Annotated in this window: 21 protein-coding genes, 3 tRNA genes and 1 rRNA gene; 9 read left to right on the top strand and 16 right to left on the bottom strand. The window is 23.8% G+C overall.

What is annotated here, in order from left to right; translation table 11 throughout:
- Nucleotides 1-173: 173 nt before the first annotated feature.
- The 5 genes from AB4W61_RS01065 to mnmA all read right to left on the bottom strand — a co-directional run bounded on the left by AB4W61_RS01065 (nucleotide 174) and on the right by mnmA (nucleotide 4961).
- Complete coding sequence (locus AB4W61_RS01065) at nucleotides 174-932, bottom strand: enoyl-ACP reductase (protein ID WP_367679130.1); 759 nt, start codon at nucleotides 930-932, stop codon at nucleotides 174-176.
- Between the two features lie 25 nt (nucleotides 933-957).
- Nucleotides 958-1593: a transglycosylase SLT domain-containing protein gene (locus AB4W61_RS01060; protein WP_367679129.1), complete on the bottom strand. Its 636-nt coding sequence runs from the start codon at nucleotides 1591-1593 to the stop codon at nucleotides 958-960.
- A gap of 122 nt (nucleotides 1594-1715) precedes the next feature.
- A complete protein-coding gene (purB, locus tag AB4W61_RS01055; protein ID WP_367679128.1) occupies nucleotides 1716-3083 on the bottom strand; it encodes an adenylosuccinate lyase in 1368 nt (455 codons plus the stop codon).
- 36 nt (nucleotides 3084-3119) lie between these two features.
- Entirely contained in the window at nucleotides 3120-3749 is a 630-nt protein-coding gene (locus tag AB4W61_RS01050) for a DUF489 family protein (RefSeq protein ID WP_367679127.1), read from the bottom strand.
- Nucleotides 3750-3827: 78 nt separating this feature from the next.
- On the bottom strand, nucleotides 3828-4961 hold the full coding sequence (gene mnmA / locus AB4W61_RS01045) for a tRNA 2-thiouridine(34) synthase MnmA (RefSeq protein WP_367679156.1): 1134 nt from the start codon (nucleotides 4959-4961) through the stop codon (nucleotides 3828-3830).
- Nucleotides 4962-5291: 330 nt separating this feature from the next.
- Between mnmA and lepA the strand changes: the two genes are divergently transcribed.
- The 5 genes from lepA (at nucleotide 5292) to acpS (ending at nucleotide 10115) form a co-directional block, all read left to right on the top strand.
- Complete coding sequence (gene lepA, locus AB4W61_RS01040; protein WP_367679155.1) at nucleotides 5292-7079, top strand: translation elongation factor 4; 1788 nt, start codon at nucleotides 5292-5294, stop codon at nucleotides 7077-7079.
- Nucleotides 7080-7093: 14 nt separating this feature from the next.
- Nucleotides 7094-8062, top strand: coding sequence for a signal peptidase I (gene lepB / locus AB4W61_RS01035; protein ID WP_367679126.1), 969 nt, complete (start codon nucleotides 7094-7096; stop codon nucleotides 8060-8062).
- 109 nt (nucleotides 8063-8171) lie between these two features.
- A complete protein-coding gene (rnc, locus tag AB4W61_RS01030) occupies nucleotides 8172-8852 on the top strand; it encodes a ribonuclease III (protein ID WP_367679125.1) in 681 nt (226 codons plus the stop codon).
- Nucleotides 8849-9700 (top strand): GTPase Era, encoded by an 852-nt coding sequence (gene era / locus AB4W61_RS01025; protein ID WP_367679124.1) that lies wholly within the window; start codon nucleotides 8849-8851, stop codon nucleotides 9698-9700. Before rnc ends, era begins: the two co-directional genes overlap by 4 nt.
- 34 nt (nucleotides 9701-9734) lie before the next feature.
- On the top strand, nucleotides 9735-10115 hold the full coding sequence (acpS, locus tag AB4W61_RS01020; RefSeq protein ID WP_367679123.1) for a holo-ACP synthase: 381 nt from the start codon (nucleotides 9735-9737) through the stop codon (nucleotides 10113-10115).
- 6 nt (nucleotides 10116-10121) lie between these two features.
- On the opposite strand, the gene tadA is transcribed toward acpS, so the two are convergent.
- The 6 genes from tadA to dnaQ form a co-directional block, all read right to left on the bottom strand.
- Entirely contained in the window at nucleotides 10122-10586 is a 465-nt protein-coding gene (gene tadA / locus AB4W61_RS01015) for a tRNA adenosine(34) deaminase TadA (protein ID WP_367679122.1), read from the bottom strand.
- The gene (smpB, locus tag AB4W61_RS01010; protein WP_367679121.1) at nucleotides 10587-11060 is read right to left on the bottom strand and encodes an SsrA-binding protein SmpB; all 474 of its coding nucleotides are present in this window, start codon (nucleotides 11058-11060) and stop codon (nucleotides 10587-10589) included. It abuts the gene before it with no gap.
- Between the two features lie 172 nt (nucleotides 11061-11232).
- Complete coding sequence (gene grpE, locus AB4W61_RS01005) at nucleotides 11233-11787, bottom strand: nucleotide exchange factor GrpE (protein WP_367679120.1); 555 nt, start codon at nucleotides 11785-11787, stop codon at nucleotides 11233-11235.
- A 192-nt stretch (nucleotides 11788-11979) separates the two neighbouring features.
- Entirely contained in the window at nucleotides 11980-12441 is a 462-nt protein-coding gene (gpt, locus tag AB4W61_RS01000; protein WP_367679119.1) for a xanthine phosphoribosyltransferase, read from the bottom strand.
- 302 nt (nucleotides 12442-12743) lie between these two features.
- A tRNA-Asp gene (locus AB4W61_RS00995) sits at nucleotides 12744-12817 on the bottom strand.
- Between the two features lie 74 nt (nucleotides 12818-12891).
- Nucleotides 12892-13623, bottom strand: a complete 732-nt coding sequence (gene dnaQ, locus AB4W61_RS00990) for a DNA polymerase III subunit epsilon (RefSeq protein WP_367679118.1) — start codon at nucleotides 13621-13623, stop codon at nucleotides 12892-12894.
- 36 nt (nucleotides 13624-13659) lie between these two features.
- Between dnaQ and rnhA the strand changes: the two genes are divergently transcribed.
- Together rnhA and gloB are read left to right on the top strand one after the other, a co-directional pair.
- Nucleotides 13660-14139: a ribonuclease HI gene (rnhA, locus tag AB4W61_RS00985; protein WP_367679154.1), complete on the top strand. Its 480-nt coding sequence runs from the start codon at nucleotides 13660-13662 to the stop codon at nucleotides 14137-14139.
- 8 nt (nucleotides 14140-14147) lie between these two features.
- On the top strand, nucleotides 14148-14909 hold the full coding sequence (gene gloB, locus AB4W61_RS00980; RefSeq protein WP_367679117.1) for a hydroxyacylglutathione hydrolase: 762 nt from the start codon (nucleotides 14148-14150) through the stop codon (nucleotides 14907-14909).
- Here gloB and AB4W61_RS00975 read toward each other — a convergent pair.
- The 3 genes from AB4W61_RS00975 to AB4W61_RS00965 all read right to left on the bottom strand — a co-directional run bounded on the left by AB4W61_RS00975 (nucleotide 14901) and on the right by AB4W61_RS00965 (nucleotide 16741).
- Nucleotides 14901-14973 (bottom strand) — tRNA-Ala (locus AB4W61_RS00975). The two genes, gloB and AB4W61_RS00975, sit on opposite strands and share 9 nt — an antisense overlap.
- 36 nt (nucleotides 14974-15009) lie before the next feature.
- Nucleotides 15010-15085: transfer RNA gene (locus tag AB4W61_RS00970), tRNA-Ile, on the bottom strand.
- Nucleotides 15086-15163: 78 nt separating this feature from the next.
- Nucleotides 15164-16741, bottom strand: a 16S ribosomal RNA gene (locus AB4W61_RS00965).
- Between the two features lie 382 nt (nucleotides 16742-17123).
- Between AB4W61_RS00965 and argS the strand changes: the two genes are divergently transcribed.
- Nucleotides 17124-18860 (top strand): arginine--tRNA ligase, encoded by a 1737-nt coding sequence (gene argS / locus AB4W61_RS00960; protein WP_367679116.1) that lies wholly within the window; start codon nucleotides 17124-17126, stop codon nucleotides 18858-18860.
- A 31-nt stretch (nucleotides 18861-18891) separates the two neighbouring features.
- On the opposite strand, the gene flhA is transcribed toward argS, so the two are convergent.
- Entirely contained in the window at nucleotides 18892-20985 is a 2094-nt protein-coding gene (gene flhA / locus AB4W61_RS00955; protein WP_367679115.1) for a flagellar biosynthesis protein FlhA, read from the bottom strand.
- 12 nt (nucleotides 20986-20997) lie between these two features.
- A complete protein-coding gene (locus tag AB4W61_RS00950; protein WP_367679114.1) occupies nucleotides 20998-22134 on the bottom strand; it encodes a flagellar biosynthesis protein FlhB in 1137 nt (378 codons plus the stop codon).
- Nucleotides 22135-22327: 193 nt separating this feature from the next.
- Between AB4W61_RS00950 and proS the strand changes: the two genes are divergently transcribed.
- Nucleotides 22328-23944 (top strand): proline--tRNA ligase, encoded by a 1617-nt coding sequence (gene proS, locus AB4W61_RS00945; RefSeq protein ID WP_367679113.1) that lies wholly within the window; start codon nucleotides 22328-22330, stop codon nucleotides 23942-23944.
- The last annotated feature ends 23 nt before the right edge of the window (nucleotides 23945-23967 follow it).

The raw sequence follows: 23967 nt of genomic DNA, 5'->3' as shown, positions 1-23967 counted from the left end.
TCATTGTATATTAAAAATAAATTAATAAATATTTAAATATTATAAATTGTAGATCAAATAAATAATATTTTTTTTACTTATAATATAAATAAATACAACAAATTTAAATTTGAATTTAATTTTAAAATTTTTAATAAAAATACAAAAACATATTTAAATTTAAACATTGATTTTCATAAAATACTATAACCTGCATCAACATAAATAATCTGACCTGATATACCATTAGACAAATCTGAACATAAAAAAGAAGCAACATTACCGATATCATAAATATTTAATTCATTTTTTAATGGTTTATTATTTTCATATTGATCCATTAATTTTGTAAAATTATTAATTGATACTGATGATACTGTTCTTATAGGCGGAGCTGATATTCCATTAACACGAATTTTTTTTTGCCCTAATGAATAAGCCATATATCGTATATTAGATTCTAAAGATGCTTTTGCAACACCCATAACATTATAATATGGAATTGCTCTTTGAGATCCTAAAAATGATAAAGTTAGTAAAGATGAACCTTCCTTTAACATATGTTGACTATATTTTGCTAAAGCTACAAATGTATAAGAAGTGATTTCATGTGTAATCAAAAAACTTTTTTTTGTAATAGAATTAATATAATCTTTTTTAAAACTAGTGATAGGAGCAAAAGCAACTGAATGCACAATCCCATCAAAATGATTCCAATAACTTTTTAATTGTTGAAACAATAATTTAATATTTTTTTTCTTATTTAAATTACATTCAATAACTATTTTAGAATCTAATTTTTTTGCTAAATTAATAATTCTTTTTTTTAATTTTTTATACTGATAACTAAATGCTAATGTTGCTTTATGTTGATGCATAGATTTAGCAATACCAAACGCAATGGAATTAGTATTAGTAACCCCTATTATTAATATCTTTTTTCCAGATAACATAATGTATTTTTATACAATTTAATTATTATTTTAATCGTATTTCATTATATATTGAAATTATATTTTTTAACTCTTTAATAGCTTTTGATGAAGGATAATATGTTTCAATATATTGAAAGAATTCTTTTGATGACATAGCATTAATTTTTTCTATCGCTCTTATTCTATTTAGATCGAAAAGATGAAATAAACTTCTTGATCCATGAGTATAAGAAAGTACTGTTGCATAAATTAAAGACTTTTTGTTTTTAATACCTTTTAAATCATAATTTTGTAATAACTGAATAAATTTACATCCAATATCAATATTAGTTCTAGGATTTAATAATACAAATAAAGAAGGAGTCCCTTTTTTTGATTCACTATTATATACTTTTTTACCCATTATATTACCTTTTACATGCATTAATCCGACTTCTCCATCAGTATTAATAGAAACAGGATTACCATGAGATTTTACATATACAATAGCATTGATTAATTTCTCTTCAATCATATATTTTTTTGATGCATTATGTATTATATCCGACCACAATATCATTGTATTTCTTTTAGAAATATTAAGTTTGATAGTATCGTAATAATATTTAGCATTAGTATCTTTAAAATTAGTACAACCGGACATTAAAAATAATAATGAAATTAAAATGCTTTTTTTCATAAAAAAATTCCTATTTTTATTGAATAATTAATATTTGTTTAATAAATTAAATCTAACATTCTAAATTGAATAATATTTATTATTATAACTTACTATTTTAAAATAGTAAATTTAAAGAATAATTATAAAAAATCCACTATTTTTGATGCATATCCAATATAATTAGAAGGATGTAATCCATATAATTTTTCTTTCTCTTGTTTTGGGATATTTAATTTCATAATAAAATTTCTTAATATTTTTTTGTCTATTTGATTATGGTTGGACAATACTTTTAATGATTCATAGGAATTTTTAATATTATATTTACGCATTACTGTTTGAATACCTTCACACAAAATTTCCCAATGATTATCTAAGTCTTTTTTAATTATGTCTTGTTGTATATTAATTTTTTTCAATCCTTTTAATAAGGAACTATATCCTATGACAGAATAACCAAAAATAACACCCAAGTTTCTTAATAAAGTTGAATCAGTTAAATCTCTTTGCCATCTTGATAATGGTAAATGTGCATTCATATGATAAATAATAGCATTAGATAAGCCTAAATTTCCTTCTGAATTTTCAAAATTAATAGGATTAATTTTATGAGGCATTATAGATGAACCTATTATATCTTTTTTAATTTTTTGAGAAAAATAATTAAGAGAAATATAACCCCACATATCTCTATTAAAATCTATTAAAATAGAATTAAATGATGCAATACAAGATAAAAAATCTAATATATAGTCATGTGGTTCAATTTGAGTAGTGTAAGCATTCCAAGTAAACCCAAAAGAATTAACAAAATTACGAGATATATGTTGCCAATCAATTTCAGGATAAGCTAAAGAAAGAGCGTTATAATTCCCTGTTGAACCATTAAATTTACCTAAAATTTCTATTTTTTTTATTTTTTTAATTTGCCTCTGAAGACGATAATAAAAATTTAAAAATTCCTTCCCTACAGTACTAGGAGTAGCTGGTTGTCCGTGTGTACGAGCAAGTAGTGGTACATTTTTATATTGTATCGATAACTTTTTAAAATAAAAACTAATGTTTTTCCAATATGGTAAAATAATTAATCTTCTATTTTTTTGTAACATTAATGCATACGATAAATTATTTATATCATCAGATGTACATCCAAAATGTATAAATTCTTTAAAATTTTTTAATTTATCATGTAAAGAAAATTTTGATTTAATATAGTATTCTACTGATTTTACATCATGTTCAGTTTTCATTTCTATATTTTTAATAGATAAAGCTTCATTTTCATTAAAATTATTATATATATTATTAATGAATTTGTAATCTTTTTCAGAAAAATAAGGTAAATTATTTATCTGTTTAATTAATGAAAGTTGTATAAACCAATCTAATTCTATTTTAATACGAAATTTTATAAGAGCATATTCACTAAAAATATTACGTAACTGTATTAATACTGAATGATAACGACCATCTAAAGGAGAAATAGAAGTTAATGTAAAACTATACATTTTATTAAAACCTTATTTTAATATTAATAATTTAACTTAAAACTTACGTAAATCACTTAAAAGTATTTCTATTTCTTTAATAATATATTTTTTAAAAAAAATAATTTTTAATTGATTCCCATCTATTTGCCTCCATAAAGCACATGATCTTAATCCTGCTAAAATCAAAACGTTTATTTTTTCTTGAATAGCTGCGTTTTTTAAATAGATTTCTTTCCCTTGTATAATCATTTTTGAATCTAATGGAGATACAATTTCTGAATAAATTTTAGCATATTTTTTAATTAATAAATTCTTATTTTTATTTTTAAAATAAAGTACAGATTTTATTTTTTTTTGTACTATCTTTTTTGATATTTTATCAAAACTTAATTTTTTTTCTAAACATATTAGTTTAAAAATATATTTTAACAAAATGAATAAATCATTGTACTTATAATTCAATTTTAATATACATAATAATATTTCTAATCCTAATTTAATATTTTTTTCTTTATTGCCGTATATTGATAGAATAGACTTAGGTTTTAATACAGATATAGAATACATTGAAGAGTAAAAATAAATTTCATGAAATACTCCGGTATTTGCTAACAACTGAATTAAATAAACTGATTGTACTATTCCCGCTAAAGGTAATGCCATAAAATAAAATTTTTTATTCAAATTAATATATCCTTTTTTTAATAAAAAATGTTATTGTAATTTCAAAATAATGTTGACAATAATTTGTATATAAAATAATTAAGCAAAAGGTAATCTAGAACTGATAACCCCTCCACCAAGGCAAATTTCATTATCATAAAATACTACTGATTGACCAGGAGTAATAGAAGAAACTAAAGTTAAAAACAGTACTTTCACAGAATCTAATCCAATAGGTATAATTTTACTAGTAATATCATTTTGTAAATATCTTGTTTTTACTGTATAATATTTTTTTTTATTAAACAGCTTCTTATTAATCCAATTTACTGAATTAGCTATTAATCCAACTGACATTAAATAAATATTATTTTTACCTTGAGATACAATAATAGAATTATTATTAATATTTTTTTCAATAACATACCATGGATCATTAAATTTGTTTTTTATTCCTCCAATTTTTAAACCTTTTCTTTGTCCTAAAGTGTAATGAGATAAACCTGTGTGAAAACCTAAAAAATCTCCTTTAATAGAAATTATATTACCTGATACAGGATTAATAAAACGATTTATAAAATTATTAAATTTTTTAGGTTGAATAAAGCATATACCGGTCGAATCTTTTTTTTTAGCAACTAACATGTTCAATTTATAAGCAATCTGACGAACTTGTGACTTTTTTAAAAAACCAATAGGAAATAAAACTTTTTTTAATTGTTGTTGTGTTAAATTATATAAAAAATAGCTTTGATCTTTGTAAGAATCATAACCTCTTATTAAACTAATATTATTATCAATTATTTTTGTTCTAGCATAATGACCTGTTGCAATAAAATTAGCTTGTAATTGATTTATTGCAAATTTTAAAAATAATTTAAACTTTATTTCTTTATTACATAAAACATCAGGATTAGGAGTATTTCCTTTTTTTATTTCTAATAAAAATATTTTAAATACTTTATTCCAATATTCTATTGAAAAATTAATGATATGCAACGGAATATTTAATAATTTACAAACATCTGTAACATCTTTTAAATCTTTTTTAGCATGACAATAATCTTGAGAATCGTTTTCTTCCCAATTTTTCATAAAAACGCCTTCTACATGATAATTTTTCATTTTTAACATCCAAGCAGCAACAGAAGAATCAACTCCTCCTGACATTGCAACAATAACTTTATTTTGCATATTTTCCCTATAAAAATGTTTTATATATATATATTTTATATATATTTTTAAAAAATGGTTAATAATAAAATTATTATGTATTGTAAAAATATTAAAAAATTTTTATTTACATAATTTCATGTTTAATTAGTCACATCATCTTTTAGTTATTTTTATTAAACTTAATTAGCTAAATTTGATTAACTTTGATAACATTTTATTTAAATCAAATTATTATCAACAATTTAATTAAATTTTTTAATTAAAAAGTTAAAAATATTAAATATGTATTACTAAAACATTTACGTATATATTACGAAATTTATACGTAAAATGAAATTATTTATCACTCCTATTATAATTACATTCAAAATAATTAAGCTTATCATGATAAAAAATATAAGAAATTTTTCTATAATCGCTCATATTGATCATGGAAAATCAACAATATCTGATCGATTAATACAAACTTGTGGAGGATTATCAGAAAGAGAAATGTCTTCACAAGTATTAGATAGTATGGACTTAGAAAAAGAAAGAGGTATTACTATAAAAGCTCAAAGCGTAACAATATTTTATACTTCAAGACAACAACAAAAATATAGGTTAAATTTTATTGATACACCTGGTCATGTTAATTTTTCATACGAAGTATCTCGATCTTTAAGTGCATGTGAAGGAGCTATTTTAATTGTCGATGCTACTCAAGGAGTAGAAGCTCAAACTGTAGCTAACTGCTATACTGCTATTGATATGGGGTTAGAAGTAATTCCAGTATTAAACAAAATAGATTTACCCACAGCAGATATTTATCGGTCAAAAGAAGAAATAGAAGATATTATAGGAATTTCTGCAGTAAACGCAATTGAGTGTTCCGGAAAAACAGGATTTGGCATTAATAATCTGCTTGAACGAATTATTTATGATATTCCATATCCAAATGGAAGTATTCAAAAAAATTTACAAGCAATAATAATTGATTCATGGTTTGATAATTATAAAGGAGTTATTTCACTAATTTGTGTAAAAAATGGATATATAAAAAAGGGACAAGTTATTACTATTATGAGTAATAATAAAAACTATATTGTTGAAGATATTGGAATTTTTACTCCTAAAAAAGTTTCTCAAGATGCTTTATATTGCGGAGAAGTGGGTTGGATTATGTGTGGTATTAAAAAAATTAATAATATCTTAGTTGGAGATACCATTACTTCATCTAATAAACCAGCAAAAAAACCTTTATTAGGATTTAAAAAAATTCAACCACAAATTTATGCCGGAATTTTCCCTACAGATTCTAATCAATATCCTTTATTTAAAGATGCATTAACAAAATTAAGCATTAATGATTCTTCGTTATTTTTTGAATTGGAACACTCTACAGCATTAGGTTTTGGTTTTAGATGTGGATTTTTAGGAATGCTACATATGGAAATCATTCAATCTCGTTTAGAACGAGAATATAAATTAAATTTAATATCTACATCCCCTTCAGTAATTTATGAAATTAAACTTAATGATAATACAATTATCAAAATAGATAATCCCACTAAATTCCCTTTAATTCATCAAATTAAAGAAATCAGAGAGCCTATCGTAAAATGCAATATCTTTTCTCCTCCAGAATATGTTGGAAACATAATAGTATTATGTAATAAAAAACGTGCTGTACAAGTAAGTATTAATTATTATACTCGACAAGTAGCATTGGTATTTGAAATGCCTATGTCAGAAGTTATATTAAATTTTTTTGATGAATTAAAATCTATCACTAGTGGTTATGCTTCCTTAGAATATGAATTTATAAAATTTCAAAAATCAGACTCAGTAAAATTAGACATATTAATTAATTCTGATAGAATTGACGCATTATCTATAATAATACATAAAAAAAACGTACAGTACCAAGCAAAAAAAATAATAGATAAAATGAAAGAAAATATACCTAGACATCAATTTGATATTATTATTCAAGCTGCTATAGGGACTCATATTATAGCAAGAAACACTATAAAACAATTAAGAAAAAATGTATTAGCTAAATGTTATGGAGGAGATGTTTCAAGAAAAAAGAAACTATTGAATAAACAAAAGATAGGAAAAAAAAGAATGAAGAAAATTGGGAATATACTTATTCCTCAAGAAGCTTTTTTTTCAGTGTTAAATATTAATTAAAAAGAAAAAATAATATGAGTACATTAATAATACTATATTTAATTATACTAATTATATTTTTATCTATTCGCAATATAAAACATGATGTTATGCATATTTATATAAAAAAAATATATAAATTATGTAATTTTATTCAATACATGCAGAAAAAAAATAGTATTAATTTTAACATATTTTATAAGATTAAAAAAATAATACAAATTTATTTTCCTATTATATTTTTTGCATTTATCATTCGTTTTTTTTTAATAGGTTCGTTTTATATTCCATCAAATTCCATGTTACCAAATTTACAAAAAGGAGACTGTATTTTAATAAAAAAATTTAATTATTTAACTAGTAACTTTACATATACAAATCAATTATTACATATAAAACTACCAAATAGAGGTGATATCGTTGTTTTCAAACACCCTATTTTATATCAAAAATATTATGTCAAAAGAATAATAGGAATTCCTGGAGATATCATTATCTATAATTATATTACAAAAAATATAAAAATATTACATAAACAAAATATAGATAAAAAAAATAAAAAATATTTATTTAATAATAATTGTATTCATTTAAATTTTAATAAATATAAATACAATTATGTTATCAAAGAAAATAAATTTTATTCCTGTAAAAAATTAAAAAACTATAAATTTAATTATTTACATAAAATAAATAATGAATCTACATGTATAAAAAGGATATCGACGAAAAATTATCGAATTAATTCAATTAATAATCGTTTTGATGATTATCAAATGTATTTTGTACAAAAAGGATTAAAAAAAGGAGTTTGGATTATACCACAAAATCATTTTTTCATGATGGGTGATAATAGAGAGGATAGTTTCGATAGTAGATATTGGGGTTTTGTTCCCATTAAGAATATTATAGGAAAAGTCTTTTTTATATGGATGCATTATCAATATAATCATAGTAAATGGTTTCAGATTTTTGATTTACACAGAATAGGTATAATTTCATAATTTATAATAAAAATGTATTTTTATTATAAATTTTTTAAAAAATTTACTTTATGTATAAATTTCACTTACTTTATAAAAATATGCATAATATTATAAAAATTGGTACGATATGGATTGTATTGAGCAAATTAAACTTCAAAAAACTTTAGGTTATACATTTTTTCATAAAGAGTTACTCATATTAGCATTAACACACCGTAGCGCAAGTAGTCATCATAATGAAAGACTAGAGTTTTTAGGAGACTCTATTTTAAGTTTTGTTATCGCAAACGCTTTATACAAGTTATTTCCATATGTAAATGAAGGAGATATGAGTAGAATGCGAGCAACATTAGTTCGAGGAAATACTTTAGCAGAAATAGCTAATGAATTCGATTTAGGCGAATATCTTCATTTAGGTCAAGGAGAACTAAAAAGCGGAGGTTTTAGAAGAGAATCTATTCTTGCAAATACCATTGAAGCATTAATAGGTGGTATATTTTTAGATAGCAATATTAGAACTATTGAAAAATTAATCTTAAAATGGTATAAAAGCAGGTTAAAAAAAATTAATCCAAATGATACCCAAAAAGATCCAAAAACACGTTTGCAAGAACACCTTCAATCAAAACATTTACCTTTACCTTCATATTTAATTGAACAAATATATGGTGAAGCACATAATCAAATATTTACTATTCATTGTCAAATTAACGGAATCAACGAGTATTCTATTGGCATTGGTACTAGTCGTAGAAAAGCTGAACAAGATGCAGCTCAAAGAGCTTTAATTAAATTAGGATTAGAATGAAAAATAATTGCAATGAAATATATTATAAAAAAATAGTAATAATAGGTAGACCTAATGTAGGCAAATCCACTATTTTAAATCAATTGATAGAAAAAAAAATTTCTATAGTTACTCCAAAAAAAAATACTACAAGTAACATTATATTTGGAACAAGTATTGATAAAAATATGTATTTTATTTTTTTAGATACACCTGGTATTGAAAAAAAAAATAATATACATATAAGAACATATTGGCAAGCTATTTATCAGTCTAATATTATTATTATGGTAACTGAAAATATTATATGGAATAAACACGATGAATTTATTTATAAAACAGTTCAAAAAACAAAGAAACCAATACTATTATTGTTAAATAAAATTGATAAAATAAAAAATAAAAATATTTTTTTATCTTATATACAGTTTCTTTCAAATAAATTTAAATATATTCATTCAATTATACCTATTTCAGCAAAGAAAAAAAAAGATATTCAAGTAATAAAAAATATTATTAAAAATAAATATTGTGATATAAAAAATATTCTTGATAAAAACAAATTACCTAATAATTCTATTAAATTTACTATATCAGAAATAATTAGAGAAAAAATAATATTAAATTTAAATCAAGAATTACCTTATTGTTGTAAAATAAAAATTATTAAGTTTATTTTTTTAAAAAAACAAAACAAATATTTCATTCAAGCAATGATTTTAGTAAATCGTAAAAATCATAAAAAAATATTTATCGGAGAAAAAGCTCAAAAAATAAAAAAATATAGCATGCAATCACGTCAAGATATACAAGTTTTTTTAAAAAAAAATGTTGATTTATTTTTAGAAGTGCATCATGATGCAAAGTAAAAAATTAAATAATTCAAAAAGATGATTCATAATCATGACAATTATTGGGATCGGAATAGATATAATCGAAATTAAAAGAATGAAAAAACTTTTTCTTATACATAAAGAAAAAATAGCAAAAAAAATACTATCTAAAAATGAATGGAAAAGATATTTACATCATAGCTCACCTATTAATTTTTTATGTAAATCATTTAATGGAAAAGAAGCTGCATCTAAAGCTTTAGGAACTGGTATACGTAATAACATACATTGGAAAGATTTTGAAATTAATAACGATAAACTTGGCAAACCACATTTACAATTTTATGGAGAAACAAAAAAAAAAATTAAAGATATGAATGTAAAAAAAACTCACATATCTTTTTCTCATGAAAAAAAATATATTATATCCATGGTAATTTTAGAAAAATAATTTTATTTATCTTTTTATTTTAAAAAATTTTTTAATTAATTTAGAACATTTTTTTTCTAATAAATTTTTTTTAATTATAATTTTATATTTTGTAAAAAAAAAATTAATATTTTTTTTTACAAAAATATTATTATTATCTCTATAATTAGAAGAACCAAAAACTAATCGATTAATTCTACTATTTATAATTGCTCCACAACACATAATACATGGTTCTAATGTAACATATAAAGTGGTATTTAATAATCTATAATTATTAATTTTTTTTGCTCCATTCCTTAATGCAACAATTTCAGCATGTGCTGTAGGATCTTTTTGACAAATAGATGTATTAAATCCTTGACCGATTATTTTATTTTTTAAAACTAAAATAGCACCAACCGGAACTTCTCCTTTTGATTGACCTAAATAAGCTAAATTAATCGCATGTTGCATCCAAAATTCATCTATTTTCCTATTTTTTTTATTCATTTATTTAAGATATTTATTTTTATTTTTATTAATTTTTAATTGTAATATCTTCCATTCTTTCTCTTTTTCAGAAAAACGTTTATCTGTATTACTTTTTCCTTTTGCAATTCCTACGGATAATTTACACCATGCATTTTTAATAAATAAAGATAAAGCAATAATAGCAGATCTATCTTTTTTTATTTTACCCTGTAAATAATCTATTTCTTTGCGATGTAATAACAATTTTCTATTTCTATGTGTATCATAATCATATTTTTGTAAAACAGTAGAAAGAGGAGTAAAAACAGCTCCTAACAAATATGCTTCTCCTGATTTTATAATTATATAACTATTATTAATATTAGTTTTTTTCGATCTAATAGATTTAATTTCCCATCCTTGTAAAATTATTCCGCATTCAATTTTTTTTTCAATAAAATATTCATAATATGCTTTTTTATTTTTAGATATTAAAATTGTTTTATTTTTCATAATGAATAATGCTTTTTTATAAATTTAAAATTATTTTTAAGTATTTTGTTAAAGAGTTAAGTTTAACAAATAAAACAACAATTTTTTTATTTGAGAGGATTACAATATACAAAAAATGCAACCCCCTTTACTCAAAAAAAAATAAATATTGTGTTAATGATATTCAATGCACCTATATTTTTTTCCCAGAAGAAACAATAACTAATGCTGCTCGAAGTAACCGATCATGTAAAATATATCCTTTTTGCATAACCATAATAACATGATTTTTTGGACAAGTATCGGAATATTGCATTAACATAGCTTGATGTATTAATGGATCGAATGGAACGTTAATCTTATCAATTATGCTTACATTAAATTTTTTAATTAAATTAACTAAAGATTGTAAAACTTTTTTAATATTGGTAATAACTTCGTTTAATTCTTTAGAACTATTTTTTGAAATAATTAATGCACGTTCTAGATTATCTACAGTAGGAAGTAAAGATAAAATAAATTTTTCTAAAGAATATTTATAAGTATTTTCTAAAATACTATTATTTCTATTGAGTATAGATTTAATTTTTTGTTCTTCTGTATTTTTTAAAGAAATAATTTTTTTTTGATACTTTAATATTTTATTTTTTATCTCAGAAATAACAATTTGATTTATTTCATCTTTTTTTAATGGATCTATATATAGATCTTTATCTATTTTATTATTTTCATTGATGTTATTTGTCATAAAAATTCCAATTATAAAATAATCTATTTAATATAAAAATAAACTCATAATTTTAATAAGAAATATCTGTAAATTAAAATATTTTTATAATGAATAAAACTAATGTATGAAATATATAAAATATATTTTATATAAAATATTAATAATTTTGTATTTATATCATAAAATATTGTTTTATAATAATTGACGCGATTAAAAAGATTTAACTATAGGATTTCTGTAACTTAAATACATATCCCACGGTTGTTCAATCCAAACATTTTGTGATACATCAATTACATACTGATCTACTAATAATTTTCCTTTTGGCTTAGCAAAAATAGTAACAAAATAAGCACAAGGATATAAATTTTTTATAATTTTAGCTGTACTTCCTGTATCAATAAGATCATCTATAATAATAAATTCTGATCCATAATTTTTTGTTTTTTTTAAAACTTGAATATTTCCTTTACAATTATGCTCATAACTTGCAATACAAATTGTGTCTACAAAACGAATTCCTAATTCTCGAGCTATTAACGCTGCAGGGATTAATCCACCTCGACTAATTGCAACTATTCCTTTCCATTTCTTAATATAAAGAATTTTTTTAGCTAATTTTATTGCATAAATTTGTAACATATCCCAAGTAACAATATATTTTTTAACCATAAAAATTCACAATTATAAAAAAGTATTAAAATATTATTTTTAATATAAATATAAAATAAATAAAAATATTTAAATTATGAAAATAAAAAATTTATTTTTTTCATTATAATATTGTAATAAGAATATTATTTATAAAATATATTTATTAAAGTATAAATATTTATTAAAAATATATTTGATTGTAGAACACAAAGAAGTGTATTAAAAAATAAAACAAAAAATTTTGATTTTTATTGTATTTTATTATATTTTTTAACAATATGTTATTATAATTATTAAGAAGAGTGTATAAATTTGTATTACGGTGCGGACGGGACTTGAACCCGTGACCTCCGGCGTGACAGGCCGATATTCTAACCAGCTGAACTACCGCACCTAATAAAGTTTTTACTATTAAATTATATATTTTTTATATATTTAGTCAATAACAATTTACATAATTTTTATTATTTATATTTTCCATAAACATTTTTTATTTTTTTTAAACATGTATTTTAAATATTGATTATGCATCATAACATCTTTTAAAGATGCTTTTTGTATTTTTAACATTTTTTTATTTTTTTTGCTTAAATTTAAAATATCATTATCGTGATAAGTATATGAAGAGTTTTGAATAAATAAATTCATTTGCTTTTGTTTACTTGTCATCTTTAAATATACTTTTTTTAATAAATTAGCATCAATAATGGCACTATGTAACTTACGATTTATTAATGGTATATTATATCTTGAACATAAAGCATCTAAATTATTTTTTTTTCCAGGAAATAACTTTCGTGCTATACTTAGTGTATCTATAACGTTACAAATATCTCTTATTGACTTAATTTTATGATTTAATAATTTTAATTCGTTATCTAAAAACGATACATCAAAAGATGCGTTATGTACTACTAAATTTGTTCCATTGATAAAATTTAAAAAATCATTAATTATATGTATGAATTTTTTTTGTTTTAATAAAAAATTATCTGAAATTCCATGTATTTTAAAAGCTTCTATATCTACATTACGTTCTGGATTAATATATACATGAAATATTTTATTGGTAGTTGTCCTATTTATCATTTCAATTGCACCAATTTCAATAATTCGATGATTTTTGTATACAGTTCCAGAAAATGACATTCCAGTAGTTTCGGTATCAAGTATAATATAACGATTTGAAATGTTTTTCATAAAATATATCCTATACATAAATAGATACTAGGAAAAATTATTAAAAAAATCAAAATATTTACAGACGGGTCATGTTTAGGCAATCCAGGGCCTGGAGGTTGCTGCGCTATAGTTAAATATAAACAATATATAAAAAAAATATATTCTAGTTTTTATCTAACAACAAATAATCGTATGGAAATTATGGGGGCAATTATTGGATTGGAGTTGCTTAAAGAAACTTGCGAAGTCAGTATAATTACTGATAGTAAATACCTTCAATCAGGCATTGTAATTTGGATTAAAAGTTGGAAAGAAAAAAATTGGAAAACAAAAAAAAATAAACCTGTAAAAAATATAGATCTTTGGATTCGATTAGATACAATAATTAAATATCATCACGTAAATTGGAAATGGATAAAAGGTCATTCCATGCATCCAGAGAATGATTTATGCGATAAAATAGCTAAGAAAGCTGCATTACATCCTAAAAAAATAGATTTAGGTTATTTTAAATCAACAAAATTTTTAATCTGAGAGGAATAATGTTTTTAAAAAAAATTTTATGTTTAGAAGACAATTATATATATATATTATACAATATATATAATAAATGTATTATTATAGATCCTGGTGTATCAAGCCCTGTCATTAAATTTATTAATAAAAATAAATTACAACCCATAGCAATACTTTTAACACATAAACATATTGACCACATTCAAGGAACATATCAATTAAAAAATGCATTCCCAAATATCAATATTTTTGGTTCTAGCGAGATAAAAAATTTATTTAATATAATTCCTGTAAATTTAAATCAAAAATTGAACATAGATTCCTTTACATTCCGTGTTATTTTTACTCCGGGTCATACTAAAAGCCATATATGTTATTTTATTAATCCCTATTTATTTTGCGGCGATGTAATTTTTTATGGAGGATGTGGTAATTTTTTAAAAAAAAATACTATTTCAATGTATCATTCAATAACAAAATTATTAACTCTACCTGATCAAACAATTTTATGTCCTGGTCATGAATATTCTTATCAAAATTTATTTTTTGCACATAAAATGTTTCCTTTTGAAAAAATTATAAAAAAAAAATGGTATAAATTAAAAAACAATATTCAAAATTATTCTCTTAATACACTAGAAGAAGAAAAAAAAATTAATATCTTCTTAAGAAGTAATAGTATTACACTTCAAAAAAGTGTAAAAAAAAATTTTTGTTACGCATGGGAATTTTTATGGTTTTTAAGAGAAGAAAAAAACAAATTTAATATAAAAAATTTATGGAGCTAAGCGGCTTCGAACCGCTGACCTTCTGCGTGCAAAGCAGGCGCTCTACCAACTGAGCTATAGCCCCTTTTTTATTAAAAATATTTTTTAAAAATGAAATATTTAGGCCTGAGTGGACTTGAACCACCGACCTCACCCTTATCAGGGGTGTGCTCTAACCAAAACTGAGCTACAAGCCTGTATATTTTTTTACAAATAAATAAAATATCAGAAAACTTGTGAGGGTACACTTTATTAATAAATAAAGTGAAATAATATAAGGAGGTGATCCAACCGCAGGTTCCCCTACGGTTACCTTGTTACGACTTCACCCCAGTCATGAATCACAAAGTGGTAAACGCCCTCTTACTAAAAAACAAGTTAAGCAATTTGCTTCTTTTGCAACCCACTCCCATGGTGTGACGGGCGGTGTGTACAAGGCCCGGGAACGTATTCACCGTGACATTCTGATTCACGATTACTAGCGATTCCTACTTCGTGGAGTCGAGTTGCAGACTCCAGTCCGGACTACGATGTACTTTATGAGTTTAGCATGTCTTCGCAGATTAGCATCTCTTTGTATACACCATTGTAGCACGTGTGTAGCCCTGGTCGTAAGGGCCATGATGACTTGACGTCGTCCCCACCTTCCTCCGGTTTATAACCGGCAGTCTCCTCTGAGTTCCCGGCCTAACCGATGGCAACAGGGGATAAGGGTTGCGCTCGTTGCGGGACTTAACCCAACATTTCACAACACGAGCTGACGACAGCCATGCAGCACCTGTCTCATAATTCCCGAAGGCACTGTTTTATTTCTAAAACATTTTATGGATGTCAAGACCAGGTAAGGTTCTTCGCGTTGCATCGAATTAAACCACATGCTCCACCGCTTGTGCGGGCCCCCGTCAATTCATTTGAGTTTTAGCCTTGCGGCCGTACTCCCCAGGCGGTCGACTTAATGCGTTAACTTCGGAAGTCACTTCTCTTGGAAACAACCTCCAAGTCGACATCGTTTACGGCATGGACTACCAGGGTATCTAATCCTGTTTGCTCCCCACGCTTTCGCACCTCAGTGTCAGTATTTGTTTAGGAGGTCGCTTTCGCCACAGGTATTCCTCCAGATATCTACGCATTTCACCGCTACACCTAGAATTCTACCTCCCTCTACAATACTCGAGTCTAATAGTTTCAAATGCAGTTCCTAGGTTGAGCCCAGGTATTTCACATCTGACTTATTAAACAACCTACGCGCTCTTTACGCCCAGTAATTCTGATTAACGCTAGCACCCTCCGTATTACCGCGGCTGCTGGCACGGAGTTAGCCGGTGCTTCTTTTTCAGGTAACGTCATGGAAATAAACTTATTATTTTTATTTCTTTTCTTCCCTGCTGAAAGTACTTTACAACCCTAAGGCCTTCTTCATACACGCGGCATAGCTGCATCAGGCTTTCGCCCATTGTGCAATATTCCCCACTGCTGCCTCCCGTAGGAGTCTGGACCGTGTCTCAGTTCCAGTGTGGCTGGTTGTCCTCTCAGACCAGCTAGAGATCGTTGCCTTGGTGAGCCATTACCTCACCATCAAGCTAATCTCGTCTGGGTTCATCTAAAAACATAAGGCTTTTTTTTCAAAAAGTCCCCTACTTTGGTTTTTTTAAAATTCAAAAAACATTATGCGGTATTAGCTACCGTTTCCAGTAGTTATCCCCCTCTTTTAGGTAGATCCCCAGATATTACTCACCCGTTTGCCGCTCGCCGACAAAAAGAAAGTAAACTTTCTTTTTTCGATGCCGCTCGACTTGCATGTGTTAAGCTTGCCGCCAGCGTTCAATCTGAGCCATGATCAAACTCTTCAATTTAAAACTTTTTTTAAAATATAAAAGTAAATTTTATATTAAATAATTTATAATTCACTTTATATTAATATTGTGCACCCACACAAATTCTCTGATATTTTTTTAAAGAACAATATTTCTAAACTTTATACACATTACATTTTTTTTATATTTTTGTCAATCTTTATTTTATATATAATAAAAATTTTTATATATTTTTTTTAAAACGATAATAAGAAATTAATTTAAATACAAGTAATCACCATACATGCTCGATTTTTCAAATAAAAATAGTATAGTGAATTTAATAATTATATTTACGTAACTATTTTAAATAATTATAATATAGTTATAAAAAGTTTTATATAAAGTACATACTTATTACAACGGAAATTAATAATTTTAAATGAATATAAAAAATTTTATTGCTAAAAAAATTAAAAAATCAATTAATCTCATAGGTTTATCAGAAAATTTAGATCCAATAATCCGACATACACAAAAAAAAAATTTAGGAGATTATCAAGCTAATGGCATCATAAAAATTGCTAAAAAAAACAATTTAGACCCTATGTATCTTGCAAACAGAATTATCTCTTTAATTAAAAATTATAAAGTATTTAAACAAGTTTATGCAGTTAATCCCGGCTTTATTAATTTTTTTATTAATGAAAAATGGTTAGAAAAAAAAATTAATCAAAAGTTTTATTTACCTTATTGTGGAATTAATCGGCATTGTAAAACAAAAAAAATTGTTGTAGATTATTCTTCTCCAAATATGTCAAAAGATATGCATATAGGTCATTTAAGATCTACCGTATTAGGAGATGTTATAGTACGCTTATCTGAGTTTTTAGGTCATGAAGTAATACGAGCAAATCATATAGGAGACTGGGGAACTCAATTCGGTATGATTATAGCATTATGTAAAGAAAAAACAAACATACTTAAAAAAAATAAAATAAATTTAAAATTATTAGAAAAATTATATCAACAAGCAAAAAAAAAATTTGATTCAGATCAACAATTTGCTAAAAAAAGTTTTTTATATATAAAAAAATTATACGAAAAAGATCCAGAAACAATTTTAATATGGAAAAAAATAGTAAACTGTACAATACAAGAACACGACAAATTATATAGAAAATTAAATATTACTTTAACAACAAAAGATATTAAAGGAGAAAGTTCGTATCATAAAATGATACCTGATCTTATTCTTGATTTAAAAGAAAAAAAAATTGCAGTCACAAGAAACAATGAGACAATTGTATTGTTAAATGAGTTTAAAAATAGAGCAGGTAATCCCATGGGAATTGTTATACAAAAACAAGACTCTATTTTTTTATATGCTACTATCGATCTTGCGTGTTTAAAGTATCGTTGCCATATACTTAAAGCAGATCGTATTCTTTATTACACTGATATTCGTCAATCTCAATATTTTAATCAGATTAAAACAATAGGAATAAAAGCCAAATTTATTTCTAAGAATAATAATGTTGAACATCATATGTTTGGCATGATGTTATCAAAAGATAAAAAACCATTCAAAACAAGGAATGGTAATAACATAAAACTATCTGAAGTTATCAAAAAAGCTATTAACAAAGCGCGAATATTAACTCGTAAAAAACAACCAAATATATCACATCATAAAATTAATTCAATAGCAAAAAAAATAGGAATTGGAGCAATAAAATATGCAGATTTATCGAAACATCGAATGACAGATTATATTTTCGATTGGGAAAATATGCTTTCCTTTGAAGGTAATACTGCTTCCTATATTCAGTATACATATACAAGAATATTATCAATTTTAAAAAAAAATAATATTAATTTAAAATTAAAAAAACAATGTATTCATTTAAAAAATGCATCAGAAATTGAATTATCATTAAAATTATTGCAATTCGAAGAATTAATAAATGAAGTATTTGAGTTAGGATTGCCACATTTACTTTGTTTATACTTATATAAATTATCTGTTATATTTTCTCACTTTTATGAAAAACATTCTATTTTACATATCTCAAATAAAAATATTAAAATAAGTCGACTTAAACTATCGTTATTTACAGCTAAAATATTAAAAAAAGGATTAAATTTATTAGGTATTCAAACAATGAATAATATGTGAAATATATTTCATATATATTTAATAAATTCAGTTAATGTCCAATAATATTTGTAATATAAACTTTTCTTGAATCTTTTATTTCTATATCCGATAAAATAGTTAAATAAGGAAAATGTGATCGTAATAACTTTGATAAAAACACTCTTAAGTTATGCTTAACTACTAATACTATTGGCTCTCCTAAAGAATCTTGTAATTGTATTGTTTTTTTTGTTTGTTTTATAAGATTATTATTTAAATCAGGTTCTAAAACTTGATTTTGTCTGTCTTGGACTATACTTAACAAAATTTTTTCTAAATTTGGATCTATACCCATGACTTTAATAAATTCTTTACCTGCAAATATTTTTTGTACAATAACCTTACTTAAATTAAGACGTATCATGCTAGTTAATTCATAAATATCCGTAATACCAGGAGCGTGATCAATTAATGTTTCTATGATAGTTCTCATATCTTTAATTGATACTTGTTCAAGTAATAAATTTTGTAATACTCTATGCAAAATAGTTAACGAAATAACATGAGGAATTAAATCATTTACTAACATTGGCATTTCTTTATTAACATGGTCTAGTAATTTACTTGTTTCATGTCTACCTAATAATTCATGTAAATTATTTTGCATAACAAAATTTAGATGAGTAACAATTACAGAAATTGCATCAACCACTACATAACCTTGTGATACAGCTTCATTTTCTATTTCTTTTGTAATCCAAAAAGCCTGCATACCAAATGTAGGTTCCTTTACCTGAATACCATCTAAACCAGTACTTGAATCAATATTTCCAGAATTAAGAGCCATAAGTTTGTCAGTAAACACTATTCCTTCAGAAATAATTGCTCCTTTAATGCAGATATAATACGTATTTTTAGGTAAGTCCTTATTATTTGATATATGAATAGAAGGAACTAAAAATCCAAAATTATCAACATATTTTTTACGTATTTCTCTAATTCTTTTAGATAAATTAATAGATTCTATTCCTTTCATTAAATTAGTTAAGTTTGGACCTAATTTAATACTAATCAATTCTTCAATCTTTACATCTTGCCAAGATAATTCCTTTTCTTTATTAACATTTAGATCTTTATCTTTCATAAAAAAATCATCATTTTCATATTTTTTTTGCGAATAAATAAACCAACCTAATGTAAAAAATAAAATCATAAAAAACAAAAATATAAAATTCGGCATACCAGGAACTAAACCTAAAATTCCTAATATACAACCGCTTAATATAATTAGAAAAGGATTAGAAAATAATTGATTAATCATTTGTTCTCCTACATTTTCATCTCCACTAATTCTAGTTACAATAACACCAACAGCAGTAGAAATAATTAATGCAGGAATTTGAGCAACCAATCCGTCTCCGATAGTTAATAAAGTATAAGATTCTGCAGCTTTATTAATGCTCATATTATGTTTAAATATTCCAACAATTAAACCTCCTAATATATTTATAATCATTATTAATATTCCTGCTACAGCATCTCCTCTGACAAATTTACTTGATCCATCCATTGAACCATAAAAATCAGCTTCACGAGTAATTTCAATACGACGTCTTTTCGCTTCAGACTCACCAATTAATCCAGCATTTAAATCAGCATCTATTGCCATTTGTTTACCTGGCATACCATCTAATGCGAAACGAGCGCCTACTTCCGCTATTCTTCCAGCTCCTTTAGTAATGACTATAAAATTAATAATAACTAAAATAATAAATACTGTTATTCCTATAAAAAAATCACCTCCAACTAAAAAATGCCCAAATGCTTCAATAACATGTCCAGCAGAAGCCGTACTAATATGACCTTTTAAAAGAATAATACGAGTAGAGGCAATATTTAAAGATAAGCGTAACAAAGTAGAAAACAATAACATTGTCGGAAAAGAAGCAAAATCTAAAGTATTTTTTGTAAACATAGCTACTAATAAAATTAAAATAGATAAAGCAATATTAAAAGTAAAAAAAAGATCTAAAATAAAAGGGGGTAATGGTAAAACCATCATTGACAGAATAATTAATAGTAATAATGGTGTAACTAATTGATTAAAACGAATAATTTTTAATTCATGTATTTTTTTTAAAAATAAAAATAAATTTTTTATCATATTCTTCCTTATCTATATATCTAAATTTGATGGTATAGACAAATTATGCGGTTTTTGTGGGTATTTTTTTTTAGGATTTCGTGTTTTATTCCATTCTTTTAGTCGCCAAGCCCATAATAATATTTCAGCAATTACTGAATATAACGATTCTGGTATATATTTTCCAACTTCAGAATTATAATATAATATTTTTGCTAAATCAGGTGATTCAAATATAGGAATAGAATTTTCCGTTCCTTTTTTAGCAATTGCTAAAGCTAATAACCCCTTACCTTTAGCTAATACTTGAGGAGCTCCCATAATATTTTCCTGATAATGTAAAGCAACAGCATAATGTGTAGGATTAGTAATAATTACATCTGATTTTGATATTTTTTGTAACATATAGCGTCTAGAAAGCATTCTCATTACTTGTAATATACGTCTTTTTATACTAGGATTACCTTCAATTTCTTTATATTCATCTTTTACTTCTTGCTTAGTCATTTTTAATTTTTTAAAATACATTAATCTTTTAAATAAAAAATCTAAAATAACTACAGGAATATGTGTAATAATTGCTATTATTACACTAAAAAAAACAATATAAAAATTACGAAAAAAAAATAAATAATGTATATTAGAATCAAAAGATAATAATTGCATTCTTTGATGAAATAAAAAAAGCGTTATACAAACTGCAATTAAAATAAATTTTATTAACATTTTAAACAAATCAAAAATTGATTCAATAGAAAAAAAACGCGATATATTGACCAATGGATTTATTTTAGAAAAATTTAATTTTAAAGGAGATAAAACAAATGTTCCTCCTCCAAAAATTACAGGACCAATTAAAGAAATAAGCAATGTTCCAATAAAAATAATTGCAAATATTGGAAATATTTGTATACAAAATAAAAGTAAACTCTTCTTAATAATAAAATAATTAATCATTATATTTCTATTTAACATAAAAAATATCTGAAATAAAATAATAAAACTTGAAACTATATTTGAAAAATAAAAATAAAACACTGAAACAAAAAAAACTGTTAATAAAAAAATATTTAATTCCTGAGAATAATAATTCTCTCCTTTATTTTGAGCTTTTTTTAACCGATGATTGGAAGGTTGCTCTGTTTTTTCTGCACTAGAATTACTATCCATAAACTACCTCAAAAAGATGTTTTTTAATATTAATTTCATATACTATTGATATTAATTTAAAAAATATTTTTTATCATATTTAATTATAATAATAATTTTTATAATTTTAAATTAATATTAATCTTATATATAAATAATTAAAAAATTTTTTATTGTTAATATAACTTTTAGTTATAAAACAGAAAGGAAAAAAATGCGCACTAGTCAATATTTATTATCTACATTAAAAGAAATTCCACATTCTTCTGAAATTATTAGCCATCAATTAATGATTCGAGCAGGATTAATTCGTCAATTATCTTCTGGAATATACACATGGATGCCAACAGGAGTTAGAGTCTTAAAAAAATTAAATGCGATTATTAAATATGAAATAGATCAAATAGGGGGAATAGAAGTTAACTTACCTAATATACAACCTATTAAATTATGGAAAAAAACTAATAGATGGAAAACATATGGAAATGAATTGTTTACTGTTAAAGACCGTAATAATAATAATTTTGTATTAGGACCTACTCATGAAGAAGTCATTACGACATTAGTAAAACAAGAAATAAAATCTTATAAAGAATTACCACTTCTATTATATCAAACAAAAACTAAATTTAGAGACGAAATACGCCCCCAATTTGGAATTATTAGAACAAAAGAATTTATCATGCATGATGCATATTCTTTTCATAACCAAAATAATTGTTTGTTTAAACAATATGAAATTATAAAAACAACATACAAAAAAATTTTTTCTCAAATTAATTTAAACGTAAATATCATTACTGCAGATCCAGGATCAATAGGAGGAAAAATATCACATGAATTTAGAGTAATTATTAATAACAGTAAAAAAGAAAAAAATCAAAATCATCAATTAAACGAAAATTATTTTTGTAAATTAGTAAATTTAACAAATATATTTTTTATAAAATATTTTACTAATATTAAAAAACAAAAAATTAATTTATTTGCATGTTTAATCAATATTAATGACAAAGTTTGTTTAAAACAAATTGCAAATTCTTTACAAATAAAAGAAAAATTATATTTTGCTACATTACAAGACGTTCAATATTTATTAGGAGAAAAAGAAAACATTAATTTTGAATTAATCAGATCTAATTTACCATTAATTATAGAAAAAAAATTTTTTAAAATAAAAAATTTTAACATATATTCTGAAACATTAAATATATGCTTTATTAACAATAAATGGAAAAAAAGTTTTCCTGATCCTATCGTAGAAAAAATAAATCAATTAATTAAAGTAAAAGATAATAAAATTAATGAGAACAACAATTCTACCAATAATAAAACATTAGAAATTGCACATATTTTTCAAATTGGAACAAAATATTCAAAAAATTTTAATTTAAAAATTAAAAATCAAGAAGGAATAAACGAATATGTAATAATGGGTTGTTATGGTATTGGAGTTACAAGAACTATTGCTGCAGTAATAGAACAAAATTTTGATAATAAAGGAATAATATGGCCTATTAAAATCGCTCCTTTTATAGTTTCTATAATTCCAATTAATATGTACTATTCTAAATTAGTAAAATGTAAATCTGAATTTTTATATAATACTTTTAACAAAATGAATATAGATGTTTTATTAAATGATAAAGATGAAAATACAGGAGTTATGTTTTCAAATATGGATTTAATCGGTATACCATACCATATTATTGTTAGTGAAAAGTATTTAATTAAACATCAAGTTGAATTACAATTAAGAAAAAATCAAAAAAAATTTTTTTTAAAAATAGAAGAAGCGATTAATTTTATTAAAAAAGAAATTTTTTATTAAATTAGTGTATTAGTTGTTTTTTG

The sequence above is a fragment of the Buchnera aphidicola (Thelaxes suberi) genome (genome assembly GCF_964059005.1).
Lineage (GTDB): Bacteria > Pseudomonadota > Gammaproteobacteria > Enterobacterales > Enterobacteriaceae > Buchnera_I > Buchnera_I aphidicola_C.
Note: the sequence above shows the minus strand (reverse complement) of the source record. Positions and strands in the feature narration are given on the sequence as shown.